The 21,142-nt window shown below is 70.9% G+C and carries 19 protein-coding genes; 9 read left to right on the forward strand and 10 right to left on the reverse strand.

The features are described from left to right. Window positions 1-22 precede the first annotated feature (22 nt). Window positions 23-1,408: an FGGY family carbohydrate kinase gene (locus LK09_RS09530; RefSeq protein ID WP_039398689.1), complete on the reverse strand. Its 1,386-nt coding sequence runs from the start codon at window positions 1,406-1,408 to the stop codon at window positions 23-25. Further along, on the reverse strand, window positions 1,405-2,442 hold the full coding sequence (locus LK09_RS09535) for a class I mannose-6-phosphate isomerase (protein WP_039398691.1): 1,038 nt from the start codon (window positions 2,440-2,442) through the stop codon (window positions 1,405-1,407). The genes LK09_RS09530 and LK09_RS09535 overlap by 4 nt, the downstream gene beginning before the upstream one ends. Window positions 2,443-2,568: 126 nt before the next feature. On the opposite strand from LK09_RS09535, the gene LK09_RS09540 reads away from it, so the two are divergent. From LK09_RS09540 to LK09_RS09555, 4 genes are all read left to right on the forward strand, one after another. Beyond that, window positions 2,569-3,414, forward strand: a complete 846-nt coding sequence (locus LK09_RS09540) for a class I fructose-bisphosphate aldolase (protein ID WP_039398692.1) — start codon at window positions 2,569-2,571, stop codon at window positions 3,412-3,414. Continuing rightward, window positions 3,411-4,568 carry a Gfo/Idh/MocA family protein gene (locus tag LK09_RS09545; RefSeq protein WP_039398695.1) on the forward strand — a complete coding sequence of 386 codons (1,158 nt, stop codon included), beginning with the start codon at window positions 3,411-3,413 and terminating at the stop codon, window positions 4,566-4,568. The genes LK09_RS09540 and LK09_RS09545 overlap by 4 nt, the downstream gene beginning before the upstream one ends. 159 nt (window positions 4,569-4,727) lie before the next feature. Then, window positions 4,728-6,407 (forward strand): esterase/lipase family protein, encoded by a 1,680-nt coding sequence (locus tag LK09_RS09550; RefSeq protein ID WP_197061013.1) that lies wholly within the window; start codon window positions 4,728-4,730, stop codon window positions 6,405-6,407. After that, a complete protein-coding gene (locus LK09_RS09555) occupies window positions 6,407-8,956 on the forward strand; it encodes a hypothetical protein (protein ID WP_039398697.1) in 2,550 nt (849 codons plus the stop codon). The genes LK09_RS09550 and LK09_RS09555 overlap by 1 nt, the downstream gene beginning before the upstream one ends. 10 nt (window positions 8,957-8,966) lie before the next feature. Here the strand turns inward: LK09_RS09555 and LK09_RS09560 are convergent, their stop codons facing one another. Continuing rightward, on the reverse strand, window positions 8,967-9,539 hold the full coding sequence (locus LK09_RS09560) for a carboxymuconolactone decarboxylase family protein (protein ID WP_039398699.1): 573 nt from the start codon (window positions 9,537-9,539) through the stop codon (window positions 8,967-8,969). A gap of 249 nt (window positions 9,540-9,788) precedes the next feature. Here LK09_RS09560 and LK09_RS09570 point away from each other — a divergent pair, with 249 nt between their 5' ends. Both LK09_RS09570 and LK09_RS21445 read left to right on the forward strand, forming a co-directional pair. Next, a complete protein-coding gene (locus LK09_RS09570) occupies window positions 9,789-11,258 on the forward strand; it encodes an HNH endonuclease signature motif containing protein (RefSeq protein ID WP_082008173.1) in 1,470 nt (489 codons plus the stop codon). A gap of 150 nt (window positions 11,259-11,408) precedes the next feature. Then, window positions 11,409-11,603 carry a hypothetical protein gene (locus tag LK09_RS21445; protein WP_156138711.1) on the forward strand — a complete coding sequence of 65 codons (195 nt, stop codon included), beginning with the start codon at window positions 11,409-11,411 and terminating at the stop codon, window positions 11,601-11,603. A gap of 112 nt (window positions 11,604-11,715) precedes the next feature. Here the strand turns inward: LK09_RS21445 and LK09_RS09575 are convergent, their stop codons facing one another. Further along, window positions 11,716-12,699 (reverse strand): serine hydrolase domain-containing protein, encoded by a 984-nt coding sequence (locus LK09_RS09575; protein WP_052226628.1) that lies wholly within the window; start codon window positions 12,697-12,699, stop codon window positions 11,716-11,718. Between the two features lie 33 nt (window positions 12,700-12,732). On the opposite strand from LK09_RS09575, the gene LK09_RS09580 reads away from it, so the two are divergent. Further along, window positions 12,733-13,656 carry an AEC family transporter gene (locus tag LK09_RS09580; RefSeq protein WP_039398703.1) on the forward strand — a complete coding sequence of 308 codons (924 nt, stop codon included), beginning with the start codon at window positions 12,733-12,735 and terminating at the stop codon, window positions 13,654-13,656. 20 nt (window positions 13,657-13,676) lie between these two features. Here the strand turns inward: LK09_RS09580 and LK09_RS09585 are convergent, their stop codons facing one another. The 6 genes from LK09_RS09585 to LK09_RS09610 all read right to left on the reverse strand — a co-directional run bounded on the left by LK09_RS09585 (window position 13,677) and on the right by LK09_RS09610 (window position 19,762). Continuing rightward, window positions 13,677-14,768, reverse strand: coding sequence for an acyl-CoA dehydrogenase family protein (locus tag LK09_RS09585; protein ID WP_039398705.1), 1,092 nt, complete (start codon window positions 14,766-14,768; stop codon window positions 13,677-13,679). Continuing rightward, window positions 14,765-15,952 (reverse strand): acyl-CoA dehydrogenase family protein, encoded by a 1,188-nt coding sequence (locus LK09_RS09590; RefSeq protein ID WP_039398707.1) that lies wholly within the window; start codon window positions 15,950-15,952, stop codon window positions 14,765-14,767. The genes LK09_RS09585 and LK09_RS09590 overlap by 4 nt, the downstream gene beginning before the upstream one ends. Next, window positions 15,949-17,184 carry an acyl-CoA dehydrogenase family protein gene (locus LK09_RS09595; RefSeq protein WP_039398708.1) on the reverse strand — a complete coding sequence of 412 codons (1,236 nt, stop codon included), beginning with the start codon at window positions 17,182-17,184 and terminating at the stop codon, window positions 15,949-15,951. The genes LK09_RS09590 and LK09_RS09595 overlap by 4 nt, the downstream gene beginning before the upstream one ends. Before the next feature lie 20 nt (window positions 17,185-17,204). After that, complete coding sequence (locus tag LK09_RS09600) at window positions 17,205-18,215, reverse strand: phosphotransferase family protein (RefSeq protein WP_039398711.1); 1,011 nt, start codon at window positions 18,213-18,215, stop codon at window positions 17,205-17,207. Next, on the reverse strand, window positions 18,212-18,976 hold the full coding sequence (locus tag LK09_RS09605) for an SDR family oxidoreductase (protein WP_039398713.1): 765 nt from the start codon (window positions 18,974-18,976) through the stop codon (window positions 18,212-18,214). Before LK09_RS09605 ends, LK09_RS09600 begins: the two co-directional genes overlap by 4 nt. A 132-nt stretch (window positions 18,977-19,108) precedes the next feature. Continuing rightward, on the reverse strand, window positions 19,109-19,762 hold the full coding sequence (locus LK09_RS09610) for an FHA domain-containing protein (RefSeq protein WP_197061014.1): 654 nt from the start codon (window positions 19,760-19,762) through the stop codon (window positions 19,109-19,111). Window positions 19,763-19,918: 156 nt separating this feature from the next. On the opposite strand from LK09_RS09610, the gene LK09_RS20730 reads away from it, so the two are divergent. Both LK09_RS20730 and LK09_RS09620 read left to right on the forward strand, forming a co-directional pair. Next, complete coding sequence (locus tag LK09_RS20730; RefSeq protein WP_052226629.1) at window positions 19,919-20,278, forward strand: PadR family transcriptional regulator; 360 nt, start codon at window positions 19,919-19,921, stop codon at window positions 20,276-20,278. Next, entirely contained in the window at window positions 20,263-21,099 is an 837-nt protein-coding gene (locus tag LK09_RS09620; RefSeq protein ID WP_039398715.1) for a hypothetical protein, read from the forward strand. The genes LK09_RS20730 and LK09_RS09620 overlap by 16 nt, the downstream gene beginning before the upstream one ends. Window positions 21,100-21,142: the final 43 nt, after the last annotated feature.

Here is a 21,142-nt window from a genome sequence, read left to right on the forward strand (position 1 = left end):
GACAACGGCATCGAAACTCCGATCAATCGGTGTGCGAGAGGAACTCGGCGGTGGCGTCGTCGAACGACGCGCCCTCGCGGTGCGCCCACAGCGCGAAGGCGGCGGCACCGAAGGCGGTGCCCTCCTCGACAGTGTCGAGGCGGATGTCGGGGAGGATCTCGGCGCGGGCACGGACGACGCTGCGCATCGACGCCCATCCCCCGGTCAGGACGGTGGAGGTCGGCGCCGGCACCTCGCGGTGCATGACGGCGAGGAGCTCCTCGCACAGGTCGTTGCCGTGCTGCAGCGCGGCGATGAACAGCTCGGCGGGCGACAGGTTGTCGCTGCGCGCCGTAATCCGCAGCACACCGTCGCGATTCTCGCCGCCGCGCACCTCGAGCGCGTCGTCGACGAGGTTGCCGCCGGTGGACAGGGCCATCACGGCGGCGTCGAGGCGCTCGCGGCCGGCGGCGTCGGTCACCCCGACCAGCTGCAGCATCCGGCGCATGAGCAGACCGGCCTTGGTACCCGCCAGCAGTGCGTGCAGCCCCGGCAGCGGGTAGCGGCCGGTGGTGATGCCGGCCGCGGCGAGCCGCTCGCGGGCGGCGAAGGTCAGCGGCTCGGCGCTCAGCTGCACGAGGGCCTCGGCGGTGCCGATCGAGTCGTACAGCTGGTGACCGCGGGTGGCCCCCGCGGCGGCCGCCGAGACGAGGTGGTCGTGGCCGGCGATCGTCAGCACCGCGCCGCGGAACGGAGCGGGCACGCGGTCGGCGGTGATGGTGCCGATGGGTCGTCCAGCGTCGACGCGGGCGCCGAGGATGCCGGCATCCTCGCGTCCGAGCTGCTGCAGTGCCGCCGCCCACGGCTCGCCGGTGTCCTGGTCGATGAGTCCCGTGCGGGAGACGAGAGAGCTCTCGGCGACGCGCGGCGCGCCGAGGCGGTGCGCGATGAACTCCGGCAGATTGAGGAAGGTGGCATCCGTCAGGTCGATGCCGCGCGCCTGCAGGTGCCGCAGTTTCGAGAACGAGGCCATCGGCCCCACGGGAAGCCCCGTGGTCCCGGGGAAGGCGGCGCGGAACTCCTCGCCGGTCGCGGCCATCTCGTCTGCTCCGCGGGGGTCGAACCATGCCATGACCGGGGCCTTCGCCGCGCCCGCCGGGTCGAGGACGACCCCGGCCTCGGCCATGCCCGACGTGCCCGCCGCGACGATGCGGTACGGCCCGCGGGCGGCGAGCGTCGCGTCGAGTTCATGCGTCAGCGCGATGACCAGGTCGATGAGGGTCTCGGCGGCGAACTCGGCGCGTCCGCCGTCGAGGTCGGTCCACGGCGTGCGCCGGCTCGCGACCGCGACCCCGGTGCCGTCGAGGCGTGCCGCGAGCACCTTGACGCTCGTGGACCCGACGTCGATCCCGGCGACGTACTCGGTCATCGCCCGACCCCGGCCGGCCAGCCGACGCCGGGGCCGGCGACGAGGATGCCGGCATCCCCCTCGACGTGCCAAGCGCCGAAGTCGTGCGGCACCGCGTACACCTCGCCTCGGCTGACGGCGACGTCCCCGCCGCGGCCCACGAGGCGTCCCGCGCCGTCGGCCACGAGCACCACGCCGAACCCCGCCTCGACGGGGTCGGACGCCGCAGACGCGGTCGCCGCCGTCTGCCGCAGCCGGAAGAACGGGTCCGCGACGGCGGACAGCACCCGCTCGACGCGTGTCGTCGGACCACCGGAGCGGGTGACGACCTGCGCCAGCAGCTCGGCACCGAACGCCTCGGTCGAGACGGCCGGCATCACGGCGTCGAACCCCAGGTCGAGGTGCGATTCCTCGCGGGTCGACGTGGTCACCGACCACTCGAGCAGGATCGAGAAGTCGGTGGGCTCCTGCACCTCGGCGACGAAGATGCCGCCGTCGATGGCGTGCACGGTGCCGGCCGGCACCACGACGCCCATGCCCGGCTCGGCCTCGATGCGGTTCATGTGGTCGAGCATCCACTCGCCGTCCTGCGCGTCACGACGACGGTCGAGCTCGTCGCGGTCGACCGGCTGCCGCCACCCGAGGTGGAACGCGCTGCCCGGTTCGGTGTCGAGCACGAACCACGCCTCGGTCTTGCCGTACGGGCAGTCCAGGTGCGCGGTCGCGAACGGGCGGTCCGGGTGCACGTGGACGGGGAGGCGCTGCCGGGCATCCAGCAGCTTCACCAGCACGCCCACGTCGCCGGCGGCGGCATCCGCCGTTCCGACCCAGGCCTCGGGATCGGCGGCCACCAGGTCGCGCAGCAGCGTCCCGTCCTCGGTGCGCGACAGGCCGACGCCGGGCTCGCCGAACCGGTGGGTGGTGGAGGCCAGCCACTCCTCGGGCTGGTGGTCGCTTGTCACCGTGGCTCCGCGCAGGGCCGCGATGCGGTCGCCGCCGCGGTAGAAGTGCTGCACGGGAGCGGGCGGGATGCGCTGCGGGGTCGCCGGTGACATGGGGCCATAATAGGGGGCATGTCACCGGTGTCACAAGGGGCTGTCCGCCGGGCACGACGATGGCTAGCATGACTCGCAGCAGCGCTCCCGAACCTGTCGGGAGCCGTCTCGAAAGGAACGGTTTCCGTGGCATCCTTCCGCCTCAACCGACTCTTCAATCCGGCCTCCGGCCGGGCACTCGACGTCGCCGTCGACCACGGGTTCTTCGGTGAGCCGAGCTTCCTCGGCGGCATCGAGCGGATGTCGCACGTGCTCGACGTGCTCGTCGAAGCGAACCCCGACGCCGTCCAGCTGACGATGGGCCAGGCTGCCAAGCTGCAGTCCCGTCCCGGCCGCCACAAGCCGGCCCTCGTGATGCGAACGGATGTCGCGAACGTCTACGGCAATCCGCTCGACGAGCACATCTTCAGCCACCACCTGCCGCACGCGATCGAGGAGGCCGTGCGGCTGGATGCCGTCGCCGTCTGCGCGAACCTCATGCAGCTGCCCGGGCGTCCTGAGATCCGCGAGGCGAACATCCTCTCGATCATGGAGCTGCGTCGCGAGGCAACGCGCTTCGGGATGCCGCTCATGATCGAGCCGCTCGTGATGCAGGACAACGCCGCCGCCGGCGGTGGCTACATGGTCGACGGCGACCTCGACAAGATCGTCGCGCTGGTGCGGCAGGCCGCCGAGCTCGGCGCCGACCTCATCAAGGCCGACCCGTGCGACGACATCGCGCAGTATCACCGGGTGATCGAGGTCGCCGACGGCGTCCCCGTGCTCGTGCGCGGCGGCGGCCGCGTCGACGACCGCACCCTGCTGGAGCGGACGGCACGCGTGCTGGATGCCGGGGCATCCGGAATCGTCTACGGACGAAACGTCGTCCAGCACGAGAACCCCGCCGGGATCACCGCGGCGCTGATGGGGATCCTGCACGACGGCCTGTCGGTGGATGCCGCGCTCGCCCTCGTCTCCGAGGACGCCCGATGAGCGCCCGCGAGGTCGGCGTCGCGATCGTCGGCGGAGGACTCATGGGCCGCGAGATCGCGGCCGCGATCCAGCGCTGGCCGGCTCTGATCGACCACCCGGTGCGTCCCCGCCTGCGCGCGGTGTGCGACATCGACCCGGCGGCGCTGGAGTGGTTCGACCAGATCGAGTCGGTCACGCAGACGACTACCGACTACCACGACCTGCTCGCGAACCCCGACGTCGACGTCGTGTACGTCGCCGTGCGCCACGATCTGCACGAGCAGATCTACACCGACGTGATCCGGGCCGGCAAGGACCTGCTCGCCGAGAAGCCGTTCGGCATCGACCGGGCCGCGGCGAAGGCGATCCTGTCGACCCTCGCCGAACACCCGGAGAGCTTCGTGCGGTGCTCCAGCGAGATGCCGTTCTTCCCCGCCGCGCAGCGCGCGATCGACTACGTGCGCTCGGGGGCGCCCGGACGCATCATCGAGGTGCGCAGCGCCTTCCTGCACTCCAGCGACCTTGATCCGGGGAAGCCCGTCAACTGGAAGCGCCAGGCGAAGTTCTGCGGGCAGGCGGGCGTCATGAACGACCTCGGGCTGCATGCCTGGCACGTCCCGCTGCGACTCGGGTGGGAGCCGGAGACGCTGACCGCCGTGCTGCAGGACCTGGTGCCGACGCGTCCCGGGCCGGACGGCGATCCGGTCGTCTGCGACACGTGGGAGAACGCGACCGTGCACGGCTGGGTTCCGGATGCCGCGGGCGGCTTTCCGCTGACGGTCGAGACCAAGCGCATCGCGCCCGGCTGCAAGAACACCTGGGTCTTCGAGGTGATCGGCATGGACGGCGGCGTGCGGTTCTCCACCGCGAACCCCAAGCGCTACGAGGTCTTCGGGCTCGTCGACGTGCCCGGCACCGGGCGCGAGCAGTCCTGGCAGGCGGTGGAGGCGGGCAGCCAGTCGGTGTGGCCGACCGTCACCGGCGGCATCTTCGAGGCCGGCTTCTCGGACGCCATCCTGCAGATGTGGGCCGCGTTCCTCGCCGAGCGCGCCGGCGCCCTGGGCGACCGGTTCGGTACGGCGACCCCCGCCGAGGCCGCCCGGACCCATGAGCTGTACGCGGCGGCGGCCGAGGCCCACGAGACCGGACGCCGCGTGCAGCCGGCCGCGGTGTGAGCGCACCGTTGAACCCGCCCATCGTGACGGATCGGCCCGGCGCGGAGCCCTATTCCGCGCGGCGTCGCTCGCGCGTATCCTGGGCCGCGCGGAGCATCCGTCCTGGGGCGCCTGGGGAGGCGATCGGATGCCGTCCGCACTGGGGAAATGGGGGACGCCATGAACGCTCTGCCGATCGTCTACTGCCGCGGGTACGCGGGGCCGACGAGCACGATCGACACCTCGGTCGACGACCCGTTCTACGGGTTCAACCTCGGCGCGACGCACTCCCGGGTCAACGGCGACGGCAACCCGCGGTTCTATCAGTTCGAGGGCCCGATGCTGCGGCTCATCTCGGAGCAGGGCTACACGGTGCCCGTGCACGGCAGCCAGACGGAGTTCCTCGCCGAGGCGGCACCGGACACCCTCGACCCGAAATCCATCTGGATCAGCCGTTTCTACGACGCGGCATCCACGACGTGGAACCCCGACGACGCCGCCCATCATGAGAACGTGTTCCAGCGCCTCATCTCGGGCATCCACGATCACTTCACCGCCGACGGGTTCGACATCGAGCGGGCGGCGGCCGAGCTCTACGACCTGGTGGTCGCGGTCATCGACAAGACCGAGGGCGCGGACAGGGTCAACATCGTGGCCCACTCCATGGGAGGCCTCGTCGCCCGGTGCATGATGCAGAAGATCTGCCCGCAGAAGGGCAAGGCCGCGAAGGACCTGGTCGCCCGGTTCTTCACCTACGCCACCCCGCACGGCGGGATCGAGTTCACCGGGGGCGTGCTGAACTGGGCGATGGACACCTTCGGGCCGGCCGGCGGAGACATCTTCTCGCCGCCGAAGATGTACGGGTACCTCACGCCGGGCAAGAAGTGGGGCGACCTGCCCCCGGATCCGGCCGCGTGGGACCCCCGCGTGATCCCCGCCGACGTGCTCGACGTGAACGACGTGTTCTGCCTGATCGGTACGGACTACAAGGACTACGACGCCACCAAGTACATCGTCGGCCCGCAGAGCGACGGACTCGTGCGGATCGGCAATGCGTACGTGAAGAACGCGCACCGCGCGTTCGCGTACAAGTCGCACTCGGGCCGGTACGGCGAGGTGAACTCCGAGGAGGGATACCAGAACCTCCAGCGCTTCCTGTTCGCCGACTGGCAGGTCGACGTGGGGCTGGTCGGGCTCGCGGCGGAGGATCCGGGAGCGCAGGACGGGGATGTCGCGTGGCAGGCGGACCTCAGCCTCGCCGTGCGGGGCCTGTCCGTGCTCATAACCCAGCAGTCGGCCGCGCACGACAACCCGATCCAGCTCAGCAAGGAGCTCGCGCTCGGCAAGGGGATCGGGGATTCGCCGGACACGCCCGTCCCCCTGGTCAGCACGTTCCTGTTCAAGAAGGAGCCGCCGGTGGACCTCCCCGCGACGACGGTGACCGCCGCCGGAGACTCCCCGACGGCCGCGGACGACGGAGCACCGGATGCCGGCATCCTCGGGCTCGCCTCGATGTCGGCGGTGGAGACGCTGTCGCGGTACGCCCTGAGCCTGAAGGTGTACCAGGTCGCGACCAAGGCCACCGGCGCGTTCGACTTCACCGACAACCTCGAGCAGGTCGGCGACTGGAGCGACGTGCTCATCGTGGATGTCGGTTCCTCCGCCCCCGGGGCACCGTTCGGCGTGTGGTGGGGATGGAACAGCGAGATCGCGGGGTCGATCAGCGCGAAACCGCAGATGGACCACCTGCTGGGCGATGATGGCGTGATCGAGTTGCCCGCTCTGGCGAAGGCGCTGCCGATCTTTGGGGCCAAGGCGCAGCTGAAGATCACCGTGACTCGGCGCAGCCCCGTGCCGTGATGACGAAGAAGAAGGATGCGCCGGCGCCCGTTCATGTCGGGCGGCGGGTCACCGCCATCCTCTTCCTGCTGGCGCTCGCGGTCGGCGCGAGCTTCGTCATCACGAGCAGTCTTGCCGAGCTGCAGAGCGGCACGGCGCTGCAGAGGCCGCGGCACTCGGAGTTGGAGTCCTCGATCGCCGACTCCGCCGACGGCACATTGGCCGTCGACGCACATGTCGGCGGCAGGGTCGTGGCGACCTACATCCTGACGCTGCCCCGCACCGATCCACTGGTCGGGCTGGTCGAGAACGGCAGCTTCGCCGCGGCCGGCATCCCTCCGGAGGAGATCTTCGGCACCGTCGACGTCAACGCGTCCGGCCAATACGTGCCGACGTCGTGGGGACCGGTGACGACATCCGTGGGTCCGGATTCCGGACTCGCGCAGATCAGCGCCAACCTCACGACGCCGAAGTCCTCCCTGTCGACCCCGACCCGGCTCACCTTCTCTCTCCCGCGGAACAGCACGCTCTCCCTGCACACCTCGGACTGGTCGATCTCGGCGGTCTCTCCGGTCCACGGCGTGGCGGTGCAGACGAAGTCCTCCTTGACCGTCGAGCAGGCAGCCGACTCCGGCGGCGACCTGCTCGAGGTCACCCTCGCGAGCGCCGCCCGACCGCCGACGTCCGCATCCGACTACTCGTTCGGAGCGCAACTCGGTTCGTTCGGGATCTGGCTCATTCGATCGGTCCTCGTGATCCTCCCGTGGTCCGCGTTCTGGCTTGCCCTGCGCCGCTGGCGGGGCCGCGGTGCGTGGCCGGCGCAGCGCCCGCGACCGATCGAGTGGGACCGGTCGGGCCGGATCATCGTCGCCCTCGCCCTGTTCCTGCTCGTCGAGGGAATCAGCTGGATCGACTCGGCGGTGTACTGGGCGACGGTGCCGCTGCAGCCCGCGATCGGGTTCTGGGCCGGCTCCCCCATCGCCGCGGCCACGGCCCTCCTCGTCGTGATCGCCTGGGGGCTGTGGGTCCCCCAAAGCGACGACGCGCCGAGTGTCCGATGGCTGCCCGGCCTGATCGCTGCACTGATCGTCCTGTCCGCGATCGCCGTCGTCGGCGGCATCTCCCTCCTGTATCCGCTTGAGCCGGCGACCGACGACGTCGGACGGCTCGGCGGCGCACGATGGGTTTTCGGCATCACGGCCGTGGTGTGGGCTGCCGTCTGCATCGGGCTTCTCACCGTGTTCCGCGCGCGATACCGGGTGTGGGGCGGGATCGCCTCCGGCGCGAGCGGCCTCATCGCGGGGGCAGCCCAGATCGGCGGCACCTTCCCGCAGGTCGCGGAGAAGATCCTGGTGGCGTTCATCGGGGCGGCGCTGCTTTCGTTGCTCACGCGATACGTCGTTCGAGCCGTCGATCCCGGCGGTCCCGGATGGAGGGCCGCCGCGATCGCCGGCGCAGTGGGTGCCGCCGCGCTTCTCGCTCTCCTGCCACGCAATTTCCAGGACCTCGGCGGCGCTGCGTTCGACGCCGTCACCCTGGGCTACATCCTGGAGACCGTCACCGGCATCGCCCTGACTGTGCTGATCACCGCGGGGGCGATCTCCGCCGGAAGGGCGCCGCGTCCCTGGGTCTGGTTCGCGGGCGCGATCATCGGTGGCGTCGTCTTCCTCCGCTGGCAGGCGCTTCCGGCCGGCGTCCCCCTCGCCCTCCTGGTCGGCGTCCCCCTCTTCCTGTGGATCGCCTACCGGAGGTGGACATGGGACGGGACGCTCACGGGCGATCCCGCGTCGATCGCACGCGACTCATCGAACTTCGTCGATACGGCGAGCCGCCGCAGACTGACGCGAGACTACGCCAACGCAGTTCGCCGGAAAGTCGCGTCCGCCGACGCCACCGTGGATGAGGCTCCGCCGGGCGGCAGCGGTCTCCTGCCTTCTCAGCTGCGGGCCAAGCGCGAGCTCGGACTCGGCTGGGGCGGCACGGCCGATGCCTGGCAGCGCGCCTGGCAGGGCACTCTCGTCGGCCTGATCGTCGCCTTTCCGCTGGCGCTTCCCTACTTCACCAGCACCCTGGACCAGCTCAGCCGGAACGACGGCGTCCGGATGCTGTCCGGGCTGATCGACATCGTCTTCGTGTTCCGCTTCCCGCTCTACGGCTTCGCCTTCGGCCTGCTGTTCCCGATGCTGCGGGGCGCGGGCGGCATGGAGAAGGCCGTCCGGCTGCTCATCGTCCTCGCCATCACCGAGTCGGTGTTCATCCTCATCCCGTTCAACGACAGCGGATCGATGCGCAGCGCACTCCTCCTGCGGCTCGTGCAGCTTCTCGCCGTCTTCATCTCGCTCGGAGTCTGGTTCGATCTCAGATCGCTGCGCACCGCCGGCCGCGGGCTCGACCAGCTCGGGGACCTGTACAACGTCAACCGGCTCACACTGTGGTCATCCGGGGCGGCCCTGACCGTGCTGACCGCGGTGCTGACGAGCATGCTCGCCCCGGTCGCCACGACGCTTCTCCACGACCTGCTCCCGCCCAAGCCGCCCCCGGCGACGTCGGTCCCGGTCGACGGGAATTGAGAAGGAACGCTCAGCAGGGGCTGAGGAGCGCGTCGCGAAGGTCGCCCTCGATGCCGGGCACGGCATCCACCGGAACGGCGAGCGCGAGCAGCGACCGGCTGAAGTAGTTGCGCACCCCCGCGGCGAGGGTGATGTCGACGATCTGGCGATCGGTGAAGCCGACGTCGCGGAGCGCCTGGGAGTCGGCATCCGTCATCGCGGCGGCATCCGTCGACATCTTCTCGGCGTAGGCCATCACCGCGACGTCCGCGGCATCCAGATCCGCGTCGCGGTAGTCGCGGCCGAGGCGGGCGAGCTGGTCCTCGTCCATCAGGTCGGCGCGCAGCGTCTTGCGGCCGTGCGCGAGCAGGCAGTGTTGCGACTGGATGGCGCGCGCCGCGCCGAGGGTCGCGAGTTCGTACACGCGCACCCCGATCGAGGGGACGATCGTGCGCACCAGCGCCTCGAACGCCGCGTGCGCCTCCGGGTTGATGGCCATCGCCCGGGTGTATCCGAACACGAAGCCGTCGGAGGCGAGGTCGCCGGCGTACATGTCGGCGGCGTGCCCGTCGACCTCGTCGGGGGCGGGTGGGGTGACGATCATGACTCCTCCTCGGGGCGACGATGCCCAGACCGGCCGAAAGGGTCGGCATCCCTCAGTGTGGACCCTTCGCCGCCGGGCGTCGAGAGGGTGAGAGGGCGCACCCGACGATGTGCGGATGCACGCCGCGAACAGAGGCTTGAGTTTCGTCAATATCTTCGATAGAGTGACTGTGGGCGTTGATTCGCAGCAGTTGCTTCCCCTTGAGAAGATGAAGGTGGCGGGAAGCGTAGATCTCTCAAAGGATTTCGCATGTCTGCGCCTCATTCACCTCACGCCAACGGTCGGGTTCCGCTGACTCCCGCACTGGCGCGATTGAGTCGCGTGATCGACGAATTGGATGCCGGTCGACGCGACGCGGCTCGAACCTATGCACGACAGCTCGAACGGTTCGCCGCACTGATCCCGGTGGTGTCCGCCCGCCGCGAGGAGCGTGCCGCGGTCAGCGACCGGAGCAGTCGGAAGGTGTGGCTCGCCGAACGCGAGGTGGTCGCCGATGTCGCGGCGACCCTGCGGGTCAGCGAGCGGGTCGTGCAGGCCCGGATGTCGCGGGCACGACAGGTCGTGTCGGTGTTTCCTGCGGTGCATGCGGCGCTCATCTCCGCTGAGATCGATCCCGGCCACGCCGACGTGATCTGCGAGGCCGGGGCGGTCCTCGAGTCCGCCGATGTCGACGACGCGACGCGCGACGAGTACGCGGCGATCGGCGTCGCCGCCGCGGCGGGCGAGACGCCACCGCGTCTGCGGGGCATCCTCACCGCGGTCGTGTCCGCGCTGGTGCCCGAACAGGTCGAAGAGCAGGTGACGGATGCGGTTTCGCAGAGATGCCTTCGGGTGTTCGACCTCGCGCCCGGCCTGGCTCGGTTGACTCTCGACGGACCCACGGCGGAGATCCACGGCATCTACGATCGTGCGACGCAGCAGGCTCGTCGGATCCAGCAGTGGAACGACGAAGCCCCGGACGCCGACGCCGACGCGGCCATGGGTGCGGGTGCGGCCGCGACGACACCCGAACGAACCACGCCCCCGGCGGGAGGGGCGGTCGATGAGGGCACCGTGGTGGATGAGCGCACGCTCGAGCAGGTCCGTGCCGATGTGGTCATCGACACGCTGCTGACCGGAGCCCCGGCCGTTCCCGGGCGCACCGACGACGAGCGCGACGAGCTTGCCCGGATTCGCGCGACGGTTGTGGTCACGATTCCCGCGACCACGCTCGCCGGCACCACGCACAGTGGGGCGATCATTCCCGGTCACGGGCCGATCGACGAAACGACGGCGAAACGCCTGGCCGGTGACGCACCGATCTGGACCCGCGTCTTCACCGACCCGGTGACCGGCACGCCGGTGGCTGTCGACCGGTACAAACCGACGAGGGCGCAGCGCGACCTGCTCAAGGCACGCGACCAGCGTTGCCGGTTTCCGGGATGCCGGCGCCCGGCCGCGAGCTGCGACCTCGATCACAACCTCCGACATCGCGACGGCGGTCCGACCGCGCTGTGGAATCTCGCGCACTTCTGCACGGGCCACCACATCGTGAAACATCACACGGATTGGACGGTGGAGCAGATCGAAGGAGGCGTTCTGGTGTTCACCGGCCCGACCCGCCGCACGTACGTCGACCGGCCGCCGGGCATGAGCGCGTGCGCGCGTCCCGGCACTCGAAATGGAGCGGGCGCCGTCCGCTTCGAACCTGCGGACGGAGAGGAAGCCGCGGGGTTCTGACTGTGCCGCATGCGATGCCGGGTAGCTCGTGGACCAGCAAGCGGTTTCTGGGTCATCGTGCTGGCTTCGTGGGTGCAAGCTGCATCCAGCAGATCGTTCCGGAGGAAGCCGACTCACCCGCTTCGATGGTTACCCGCTACGGTTCTGTCGGTGGAGAAGGTGTGGATCGTTTATCACGACAGCGGCCCTGACAACAACATTTTGGGAGTGTTCGACAACCCTGAAGACGCGGAGGCGTACCAAGCTCAAGAGTGGCCCGAGTATGAGAACGGTGTGCTGCTGACCCCCTTTCCCGTTCCGTGGCGGGCGACTGACGGGGGAATGACAATCTTCATCGGAGATTGAGTTCTATGCCGAGCGTCATGGCATCACTCGTACCGATGACGCGTTCATTGATCTGGAAGCCCGAGCAGACAGGCCTTAAGCGACGATCAGCCGGGTCTGCCGCTGGTTGCCGCTACCTCGCCGTCCCCGCCATGCGGAGGGCAGCGTCCATGGCGGCCCGGGTGCGCGCCAGCACCGGTGCCGCGATGTTGGCGAGCGCGGTCACGGTGATCCCGGTCGCGGGGTCGTGGCGGCTGATGGCGGAGACGCCGTGGTCCGACCCCGACAGGACGAGGTGGGCGTCGTCGGTCCAGATCCCCCGCCCGTGCCCGCGGCCGTCGCCGGTGTCCGCCACGGTGGGCTCCGTCGCCAGCGCCCGCCACTGCCGGGACAGGATCACCCCGGCATCCAGCGCCCGCCAGAACCGGTGCAGGTCGCGGACGGTGGAGTGGGCGCCGCCGTCGCCGGATCCGACCACCGGAAGCTCGAAGACGTTCGTACGGCCGTCTTCGAGGTAGCCGGTCGCGGTGCCCGGCGGCAGGCGGTCCGACCGCGGGAATCCCGACTCCGTCATCCCGGCGGGCATGAACACCCGTCGCGCGACGAGTTCCGCGAAGGATGCCCCGCCGACCCGCTCGGCGATGACGGCGAGCACGACGTATCCGCTGTTGCAGTACGAGAAGCGCTCCCCCGCCGGGAACTTCGTCGGGAAGCCGTCGAGCATCGGCAGATAGGCGCCGGTCGAGTCGAGCGACTGCGCCGGCACCGACAGCGGGGCCAGGTCGTCGAGTTCTTCATCGAGGTAGTCGCCGATGCCGGACGTGTGGGTGAGCAGGTGGTCGACGGTGACGTCGTCGGCGATCGACGGGAGGTCGGGGCCGAGGATGCCGCGAGCGGTGGTGCCGAGGGCGAGGAGTCCCTCCTCAGCGAGGGACAGGATCGTGAGCGCCGTGAATGTCTTCGTGCCGCTCGCGAGACCGAACCGCGTCTCGGGAGTGTTCGGCGCGCCCGCCGTGCGATCGGCGAGCCCCATCGCCCACTCTCCCAGCACGTCGTCGCCGCGGCGAACGCTCAGCACCCCGCTGAAGCCGGCGAGGTCGGGTTCGAACCCCTCCATGCCCCGAACTCTAGCCGGGTAGTTTGGTTCCCCGTGGGTGGTGTGCTGACGGGATTCGGGATCATCTCCTTCGTGATCCTCGTCGGCTACCTCGCCGGACGCTTCCAGGTCGGCGGCGCGAACGCGGCGAACGTGCTCAACCGCCTGGCGTTCTTCATCGCCACACCGGCACTGCTGTTCGTCACCCTCGCGCACGCCGACCTGAAGATCGTCTTCTCCGCCCATCTGGTCGTCGCGGGGGTGTCCGCGGCGGTCGCGGCCGGCATCTTCGTGCTCGCCTCGCGGATCGCGTTCCCGAAGCCGGCCACCACCACCGCGATCGGGGCGCTCGGCGCGAGCTACGTCAACGCCAACAACATCGGGCTGCCCGTGGCCGTCTACGTGCTCGGCAGCGCGTCGTTCGCGGTCCCCGTGCTGCTGTTCCAGCTGATCTTCTTCGCCCCCGTGGCCCTCACCGTGCTCGACGTCACGTCGCGCGGCCAGGCATCGATCCGCACCATCCTCACCCAGCCGCTGCGCAACCCGATGATCCTCGCCTCCGCCGCCGGCATCATCGTGGACCTCGCGGGCTGGCAGCTGCCCTCGGCGGTCTACGAGCCGTTCGTCCTGCTCGGCGGCGCGGCCGTTCCGATGGTCCTCCTCGCGTTCGGGATGTCGCTGCACGGCGCCCGCCCGCTGCGAACCCGGAGCAGCCGCACCGACATCATCGTCGCCGTGGTCGTCAAGTCCGTGGTGATGCCCGCGATCGCGTTCGTCGTGGCGCACGTCGTGCTCGGTGTCCACGGCCACGAGCTGTTCGCCATGGTCGCGCTGGCCGCGCTTCCCACCGCCCAGAACGTCTACAACTTCGCGGCCCGGTTCGAGCAGGCGGTGGATGTCGCCCGCGACGTGGTGCTGGTCACCACGATCGCGGCCATCCCGGTGCTGCTCGTCGTGGCGGCGGTCTTCGCCGGCTGACGTCCGGCCCGCGCCGGCCGTCAGAGCGGCACGTCGACCAGGTCCGCCAGCCGAGCGCGGTGTGCGCCCGGCGTTCCGAGACCGATCTGGTCGGCCTTGGCCCGCTTCAGGAAGAGGTGGGTGGGATGCTCCCACGTCATGCCCATTCCGCCGTGCAGCTGCACCGCCTCCTCGGCGGCGCGCACCGCGACGTCGCTGACGAAGGACTGCGCGACACTCGCCGCCACGGCGGCATCCGGATCGTCGTCTGCCAGGGTCGCCGCGGCGTACCGGGCGGCGGACGCCGCCAGCTCGAGGTCGGTGTACAGGTTCGCGAGGCGATGCTTGAGCGCCTGGAATCCGCCGACCACCCGACCGAACTGACGACGCACCTTGAGGTACGCGACGGTCGTCTCCAGGCACCACTGCGCGACCCCGAGCTGCTCGGACGCCAGCAGCGCCGCGCCCGCATCGAGCGCTCCGGCGACGGCGGCCGCGGCATCCTCCTGCACCAGCCGGGCCGGAGTCGCGTCGAAGGCGACGTCCGCGACCTGCCGGGTCATGTCGAGCGACGTCACGGGCCGGATGCCGGCATCCGACGCCGAGACCGCGTACAGCGCCGCGGTCCCCTCCGTCCGAGGCACGGCGACAAGCAGCACGTCCGCGTCGATCGCGCCGGCGACGCTGCGCACCGAACCGGTGAGCCGGTCGTCCCGCTCGGTCACCCCGGGCAGCGCGCCGCCGGGGGCCAGGGAGAACGGCACCGCGAGCGCGGCCGTCGTGCGCCCCGCCGCGAGGTCGCCGAGCAGTTCGTCCCCGGAGGCGACGAGGGCCGTGGTCGCCACGACGGAACTCGTGAGGAACGGCACGGGTGCGACCGCCCGGCCGAGTTCTTCCAGCACCACCGCGGCCTCGCGGGCAGATGCCCCGGCACCCCCGAACTCCTCGGGCACCAGGAGGCCCGCCAGCCCGAGATCGCCGCCGAGCGCCGCCCACAGCGGACCGACGAGGCTGCGATCGCAGTCGGCCACGGCGATCACCGCGGCCGGGCGGCACCGCTCTGCCAGAAGGTCGCGCACGGGAGAACGCAGGTCGTCCTCGAGCTCGGTGTAGAGCAGGTTCGCTTCGCTCACTTCTCCAGGTCCTTCCACGGGACGTCCTTGTCGACGCGCGGTTCGGCCGGCAGACCAAGGATCCGCTCGGCGATGATGCCGCGGAGGATCTCGGACGTGCCGCCCTCGATCGAGTTGCCCTTCGCGCGCAGGTATCGGTAGCCGGCGTCCCGCCCGCCGAAGTCGACGCCGTCGGGGCGCACCATCGTCCAGTCCTCGTACCGCAGGCCGTCCGCCCCGAGCAGCTCCAGCTCGAGCCCGGACAACTGCTGGTTGAGGTCCGCGAACACCAGCTTCAACGCCGCACCCTCGGGCCCGGGGCGCCCGGCGGCGAGCTTCTGCCGGAGGCGCTGACCGGCCAGGCGCGCCGCTTCGCTCGTGACCCACAGCCGCAGGAGCCGGTCGTGCAGCTCGGGCGTGCGCAGCTCCGGATGCTCGCGCCAGGCCCGCGCGGCCAGGCCGATCATCCCCGCCTCGCGTCCGACGAACAGGCCGCCGATCGCGACGCGCTCGTTGCCGAGGGTCGTCATAGCCACAATCCAGCCCTGCCCGACGTCGCCCAGCCGGTTCGCATCCGGGATGCGCACGTCGGTGAGGAACACCTCGTTGAACTCGGCCTCCCCGGTGATCTGCCGCAGCGGCCGCACGTCAACGCCCGGGGCGGTCATGTCGACGACGAAGTAGGAGAGGCCCTGATGCTTGGGGACGGCGGGATCGGTGCGCGCGACGAGGATCGCGAACCGGGCGAGGTGCGCGACCGAGGTCCACACCTTCTGGCCGTTCACCACCCAGTCGTCGCCGTCGCGCACCGCCCGCGTCGACACGTTGGCGAGATCGGACCCGGCGCCGGGCTCGCTGAACAGCTGGCACCAGATGTCCTCACCCGTCCACAGCGGACGGAGGAAGCGCTCCTTCTGCTCCGGAGTCCCGAAGGCGAGGATCGTCGGCGCCGCCATGCCGAGCCCGATGCCGTTGCGGTGCTCCGGGTCGTTGCCGGGCGCCCCGGCGGCCGCGAACGCCTCGTCGACCTCGGCCTGCCAGTCGCGCGTCAGGCCCAGGCCGCCGTGCCCTTCGGGGAAGGAGATCCAGGCGAGCCCCGCGTCGTAGCGGGCGCGCAGGTAGTCGAGGCGGGCCGTCGAGGTCGGATCGTGCGCGGCGAGGAAGTCGCGCACCCGGATGCGCAGCTCGTCCTGGTCGATGGTCATGCTCGTTCCTCCCGGGCGCGGGCCTGGCGGCGCAGCTCGGCGCGCGCCAGGGAGTCGAGGTGGACCTCGTCGGGTCCGTCGGCCAGGCGCAGGGTGCGGATGGCCGCGTAGCCTTCGGCCAGCGGGAAGTCCTGCGACACCCCGCCGGCGCCGAACAGCTGCACGGCGTCGTCCAGGATCCCCTGCACGACCCGCGGCGTCGCGATCTTGATGGCCTGGATCTCGGTGTGCGCGCCGCGGTTGCCGACGGTGTCCATCAGCCAGGCCGTCTTCAGCACGAGCAGGCGCAGCTGCTCCACCTGCACGCGGGCCTCGGCGATCCGCTCCCGGACCGTCCCCTGCTCCGCGAGGGCGCGGCCGAAAGTGACGCGGGAGTCTGCGCGTTCGCACATCAGCTCGATGGCCCGCTCGGCCAGGCCGATGGCGCGCATGCAGTGGTGGATGCGCCCGGGCCCCAGCCGCGCCTGGGCGATGGCGAACCCCATCCCCTCCCCGGCGATGAGGTGGGATGCCGGCACCCGCACGTCCTCGAAGACCACTTCGGCATGCCCGCCGTGTTCGTGGTCGTCGTAGCCGAACACCCGCATGGCGCGCACGATGCGCACGCCCGGCGTCTCGCGCGGCACGAGGATCTGCGATTGGCGGCGGTGCCGCTCGGCGTCCGGATCCGTCTGGCCCATGACGATGAAGACCCGCGCGTTGGGGTTCATCGCGCCGGTGATGAACCACTTGCGACCGTTGATCACGTAGTCGTCGCCGTCGCGGACGATGGAGGTCTCGATGTTCGTGGCATCTGACGAGGCGACCGCAGGTTCGGTCATCGCGAACGACGAGCGGATGTCGCCGGCCAGCAGCGGTCGCAGCCACCGTTCCTTCTGCTCGTCCGTGCCGAACTCGTTCAGCACCTCCATGTTGCCGGTGTCGGGGGCGGCGCAGTTGAACACGGCCGGGGCGAGCTGGAGCAGGCGGCCGGTGATCTCCGCGAGCGGGGCGTACTGCAGGTTCGTGAGCCCCGCGCCGTCCTCCCCGGGAAGGAAGAGGTTCCACAGCCCGCGGGCCTTCGCCTCGGCCCGCAGCTCCTGCAGCACGGGCACCGAGTCCCACGCCCAGCGGTCCTCGAGCTCGTCCAGCTGTCGACGGAACGTCGGCTCGGCGGGCTCGATGCGGGTGCGGGTGAACTCGAGCAGGGCCTCGCGGACCTCGAGGGTGCGCGCGTCGTACTGGAAGTCCATGCGTTCTCCGTCCTCTGCCTTCAGTCCAGCGCGTCCAGGCCGCTCTGCAGCACGGGCTCCGTGAGCTCGCCGATGCGGGCGAAGCCGTCACCCACGGTCTGGCCGTGCACCGATCGGTAGTGGATGCCCTCCACGATGCCGGCGAGCTTGAAGGATGCCAGGGCGAGGTAGAAGCCGAACCTCGACAGGTCGCGGGAGCTGCGCGCCTCGTACCGGTCGATGCTCTCGGATTCGGAGAGGAACCCCGGCGCGAGGTTCGCGTCGGCGACGATCGCCCCGCCGGCCCGGGCCAGGCGGTCGTAGACGAGCATCAGGGCGAGGTCGGTGAGCGGGTCGCCGAGGGTCGCCATCTCCCAGTCGATCACCGCCGCCGGGCGATCCTGCGCGTCGATGAGCACGTTGTCGAGGCGGAAGTCGCCGTGCACGATGCCCGCGGCGCCGTCGGCCGGCACGTCCGCGGCGAGGCGTCGGTACAGCTCGTCGGCCGCCGGCAGCTCGCGCGAGTGCGAGGCATCCAGCTGCTTCTTCCATCGCTCGACCTGACGGACGAGGAACCCGTCGGGGCGACCGAAGTCGCCGAGGCCGACGTCTCCCGGCACGACCTCGTGGAGGTCGGCGAGCGTGTCGACCACGCGCTCGGAGACGGCGCGCGTACGGTCTGCTCCGAGCGACGCGAGCTGCGCGGCCCGCGTGAACGCGGTGCCCACGACCCGCTCCATGACGGTGAACGGCGCCCCGATCACGTCGGCGTCCGCGCAGAACGCGATCATCCGCGGCACCGGCACGGTGCTGCCGGCGAGCGCCGACATGACCCGGTACTCGCGCGCCATGTCGTGGGCGGTCGCCAGCACGTGGCCGAGGGGCGGCCGGCGCACGATCCACCGGTGCGAGCCGTCGGTGACGTCGTAGGTGAGGTTCGATTTGCCGCCGACGATGAGGGTCGCCGTCACCTCCGGGCCGGCATCCGGAATCGTCGCGTGAAGCCAGGATCCGAGCCGCTCGGGATCGAGCCCGGGAACGGGGTCGCTCACCGGCTCGTCCCCAGGGACTCGCCGGTCCCGAGGGTGGCGCCGCCGTCGATGACGAGCGTCTGGCCGGTGATCCAGCCGGCGTCGTCCGAGAGCAGGAACGCGACGACGCTGCCGACGTCGTCCGGAACGCCGAGGCGCCCCAGCGGATACGCCTGCGCGACCTCGGCCTCGCGGCCCTCGTAGAGCGCCCGTGCGAAGTTCGTCTTCACCACGGCCGGGGCGACCGCGTTGACGCGGATGCCCGGGCCGAGCTCGACCGCCAGCTCCTCGGTGAGGTGCACGAGGGCGGCCTTGCTCACCCCGTACATGGCGATCATCGGCGCGGCGCGGACCGCGGCGACAGACGCGATGTTCACGATCGAGCCGCCGTGGTCCCGCATCCAGGCGGCCTCCGCCTTCTGCACCCACGTGAGTGCCGCGATGACGTTGACCTCCAGGATCCTGCGCGCGGCGCCCGGGTCGAGCTCGAGGAGCGGGCCGTAGGCCGGGTTGATGCCGGCGTTGTTGACCAGCAGGTCGGCGCTGCCGAACTCCTCGATCGCGATGCGGATCGTCTCGTCCTGGTGGGCCGGGTCGTCGGCCTTGCCCGCGACGGACCGCGCCCGGGCGCCGAGGGCGGACGCGGCATCCGTCAGGGCTTGTTCACCGCGCGCGGTGATGACGACGTTCGCACCCTCGGCGACGAGGCGCTCCGCGACGGCGAAGCCGATTCCGCGGCTCGCGCCCGTGACGATCGCGGTCTTTCCGGCCAGCCCGTTCACGACGAGCGGCGGATGGTCGCGGTGATGCGGGCATCGAGCATGGGCGGCTCCTGTCGTCGTGACGCGCCCGGATCGGGCGTGCGTGATTCGAGGATGCCCTGCGCATCGGTCCCCGTCTACGGGGTGGCTCGCTCAGCGCAGCCCGCGCTCGGACGGGTCGGGGAGCCCGGAGTCCGGGTCGGTCTCGTCGAGATCGCCCTGGGCGCGGTAGTCGGCCGAGCCGTCGGCCTGACGCGGACCCGGAAGCGGGGATGCCCCGGCCTTCCCGTGCCCGTGCGGCGGTCGATCGGAGTCCACGTGCCCGGAGTAGTCGGGTCGCGGCGGCTGCAGCGGCTGGACAGTCCCCTCGCCGCCCTCCCGGCCGCCGTGCGGACGGCCGTGGTCGGCGAACTCGGCGCGCATGAAGACGAACCGCCACGGGCCGAGCACGAACTGCGCACCGGTCCGCAGAATCTGGCCCTCGGCGTGGACCGACACCTCGCCGGTGGGAGACCCGCTGGTCTCGTCGGCCGGGCCGTGCAGCACCAGCACGTATTCGTCGTCCTCGTCGTGGACGATCTCGGCGTGCAGCACGTCGAGGCCGTCGAGCCGCAGATCGCTGTCGCCTCCTGATCCGATCCGCGCGACATCCTCCGTCAGCGGGAAGTCCTGGTGGAGACCCTCGCGGGTGACGATCAGGTGCGGATCTCCGGCGCCCCACTCCGCGTGGGTGGTCGCCGGGCCGCTGCCGGGGTTCAGCTGCTGTTCTTGGTCGTGCGGTTCGTGGGCCGTCTGCTTGGGATTCACGTGTTCCCTCCTTCGTGTCGGCCGTGCTCGGTCTCCCGACGATAGGGCGGGCGCCGGGTCCCGCCGAGGGCCTTGACAGGTCGCCGGAAAGGCTGGTCCTGACATCCGCCATATCTTCCTATTGACAATGGGAAGATATCTGCCGAGAATGGGGACATGAGACGGCGACCCGGGGCCCTGCTCCCCCTCGAGGCGGAGATCCTCGATGCCGCGCTGCGGCTGGACCGCAGCGGCGAGCGGCGGTTCCACGGGTTCGGCATCGCCAAGGTGATCGCCGACGGGCAGGAGACCTCGACCCTCACGTCGCACGGAACGCTGTACAAGGCGCTCGGGCGGCTCGAGGCGGCAGGGCTCCTCGCCAGCGAGTGGGAGGATGCCGACACGGCCGTGGCCGAAGGCCGCCCCCGACGTCGTCTCTACGAGGTGACCGGCGCCACGCAGCTGGCGCTGGCCGAGCATCGCATGCGCACCGCCCCGGGCACACCGCTCGGGCGCGCGGCATGGGAGACGCCGTGAACGGGCAGCTCGCCCCGCAACGGCGCCGGACGACCGCGGCGACGGGTGTCGCCGCGCGCATGGTCCTCGCGTGGGTCGATTGCTACACGAGCGGGGTGAGCACGCAGGCGGCCGAGCGCCGGCGTGCTGAGATCCACTCCGATCTGTGGGAGCAGCAGGCCGACGCACGCGCGAACGGGCGCCCGCCATCGGCGGTGTCGCTCTCGATCGCGCGACGAGCGGTGTTCGGCGCTCCGGCCGACCTGCTCTGGGTACGCAAACAACGCGCGGCATCACGGGGTCTGCCGACCGAACAGAAGGCAAGATCCATGAACATCGCAACTCGTCTCATCGTCCGGTGGTGGTGGGCGTTCGGCGCCGCCCTGCTCGCCGCGTGGGGTCTCACCCAGAGCATCGGACAACTGCTCGAACCCGGCATGCCGTATCTCGCGGGCACCATCCAGGGCCTCACGGTGTCGACGCTCCTGATCGCCGGCATCGCCCTTCGCCGGTGGATGCCGCGCACCGCCGCGGCCCTCGTCGTCGCCGGCGGCGCCACCTTCGCGATGCTGACGTGGGCACCGGTCGTGATGGCGATCGGCATCCTGGTGGTCCTCGGTGCCGGCGCCGAGGTCGTGCGCCTGACCGCCCAGGGCGATCCCGGCCGCGTCGCTGCGGTCGTGGGCGGGCTCATCGCGATCGGCGCGACCCCGATCGGCTATGCGGTGGCCGGGCACGACGCCGGTGCCGTCGGACTCCTGTGGTTTGCGCTGGGCGCCGCGGGCGTCGCGCTGCTGATCGCCGCCGGCGCGCACCGCACCACCGGCATGCGCGCCGCCTGATCCGCACGCACAGACTCCGACGCGGAGGGGCTTCGGCCCCGAC

The organism is Microbacterium mangrovi (assembly GCF_000802305.1).
Taxonomy (GTDB): domain Bacteria; phylum Actinomycetota; class Actinomycetes; order Actinomycetales; family Microbacteriaceae; genus Microbacterium; species Microbacterium mangrovi.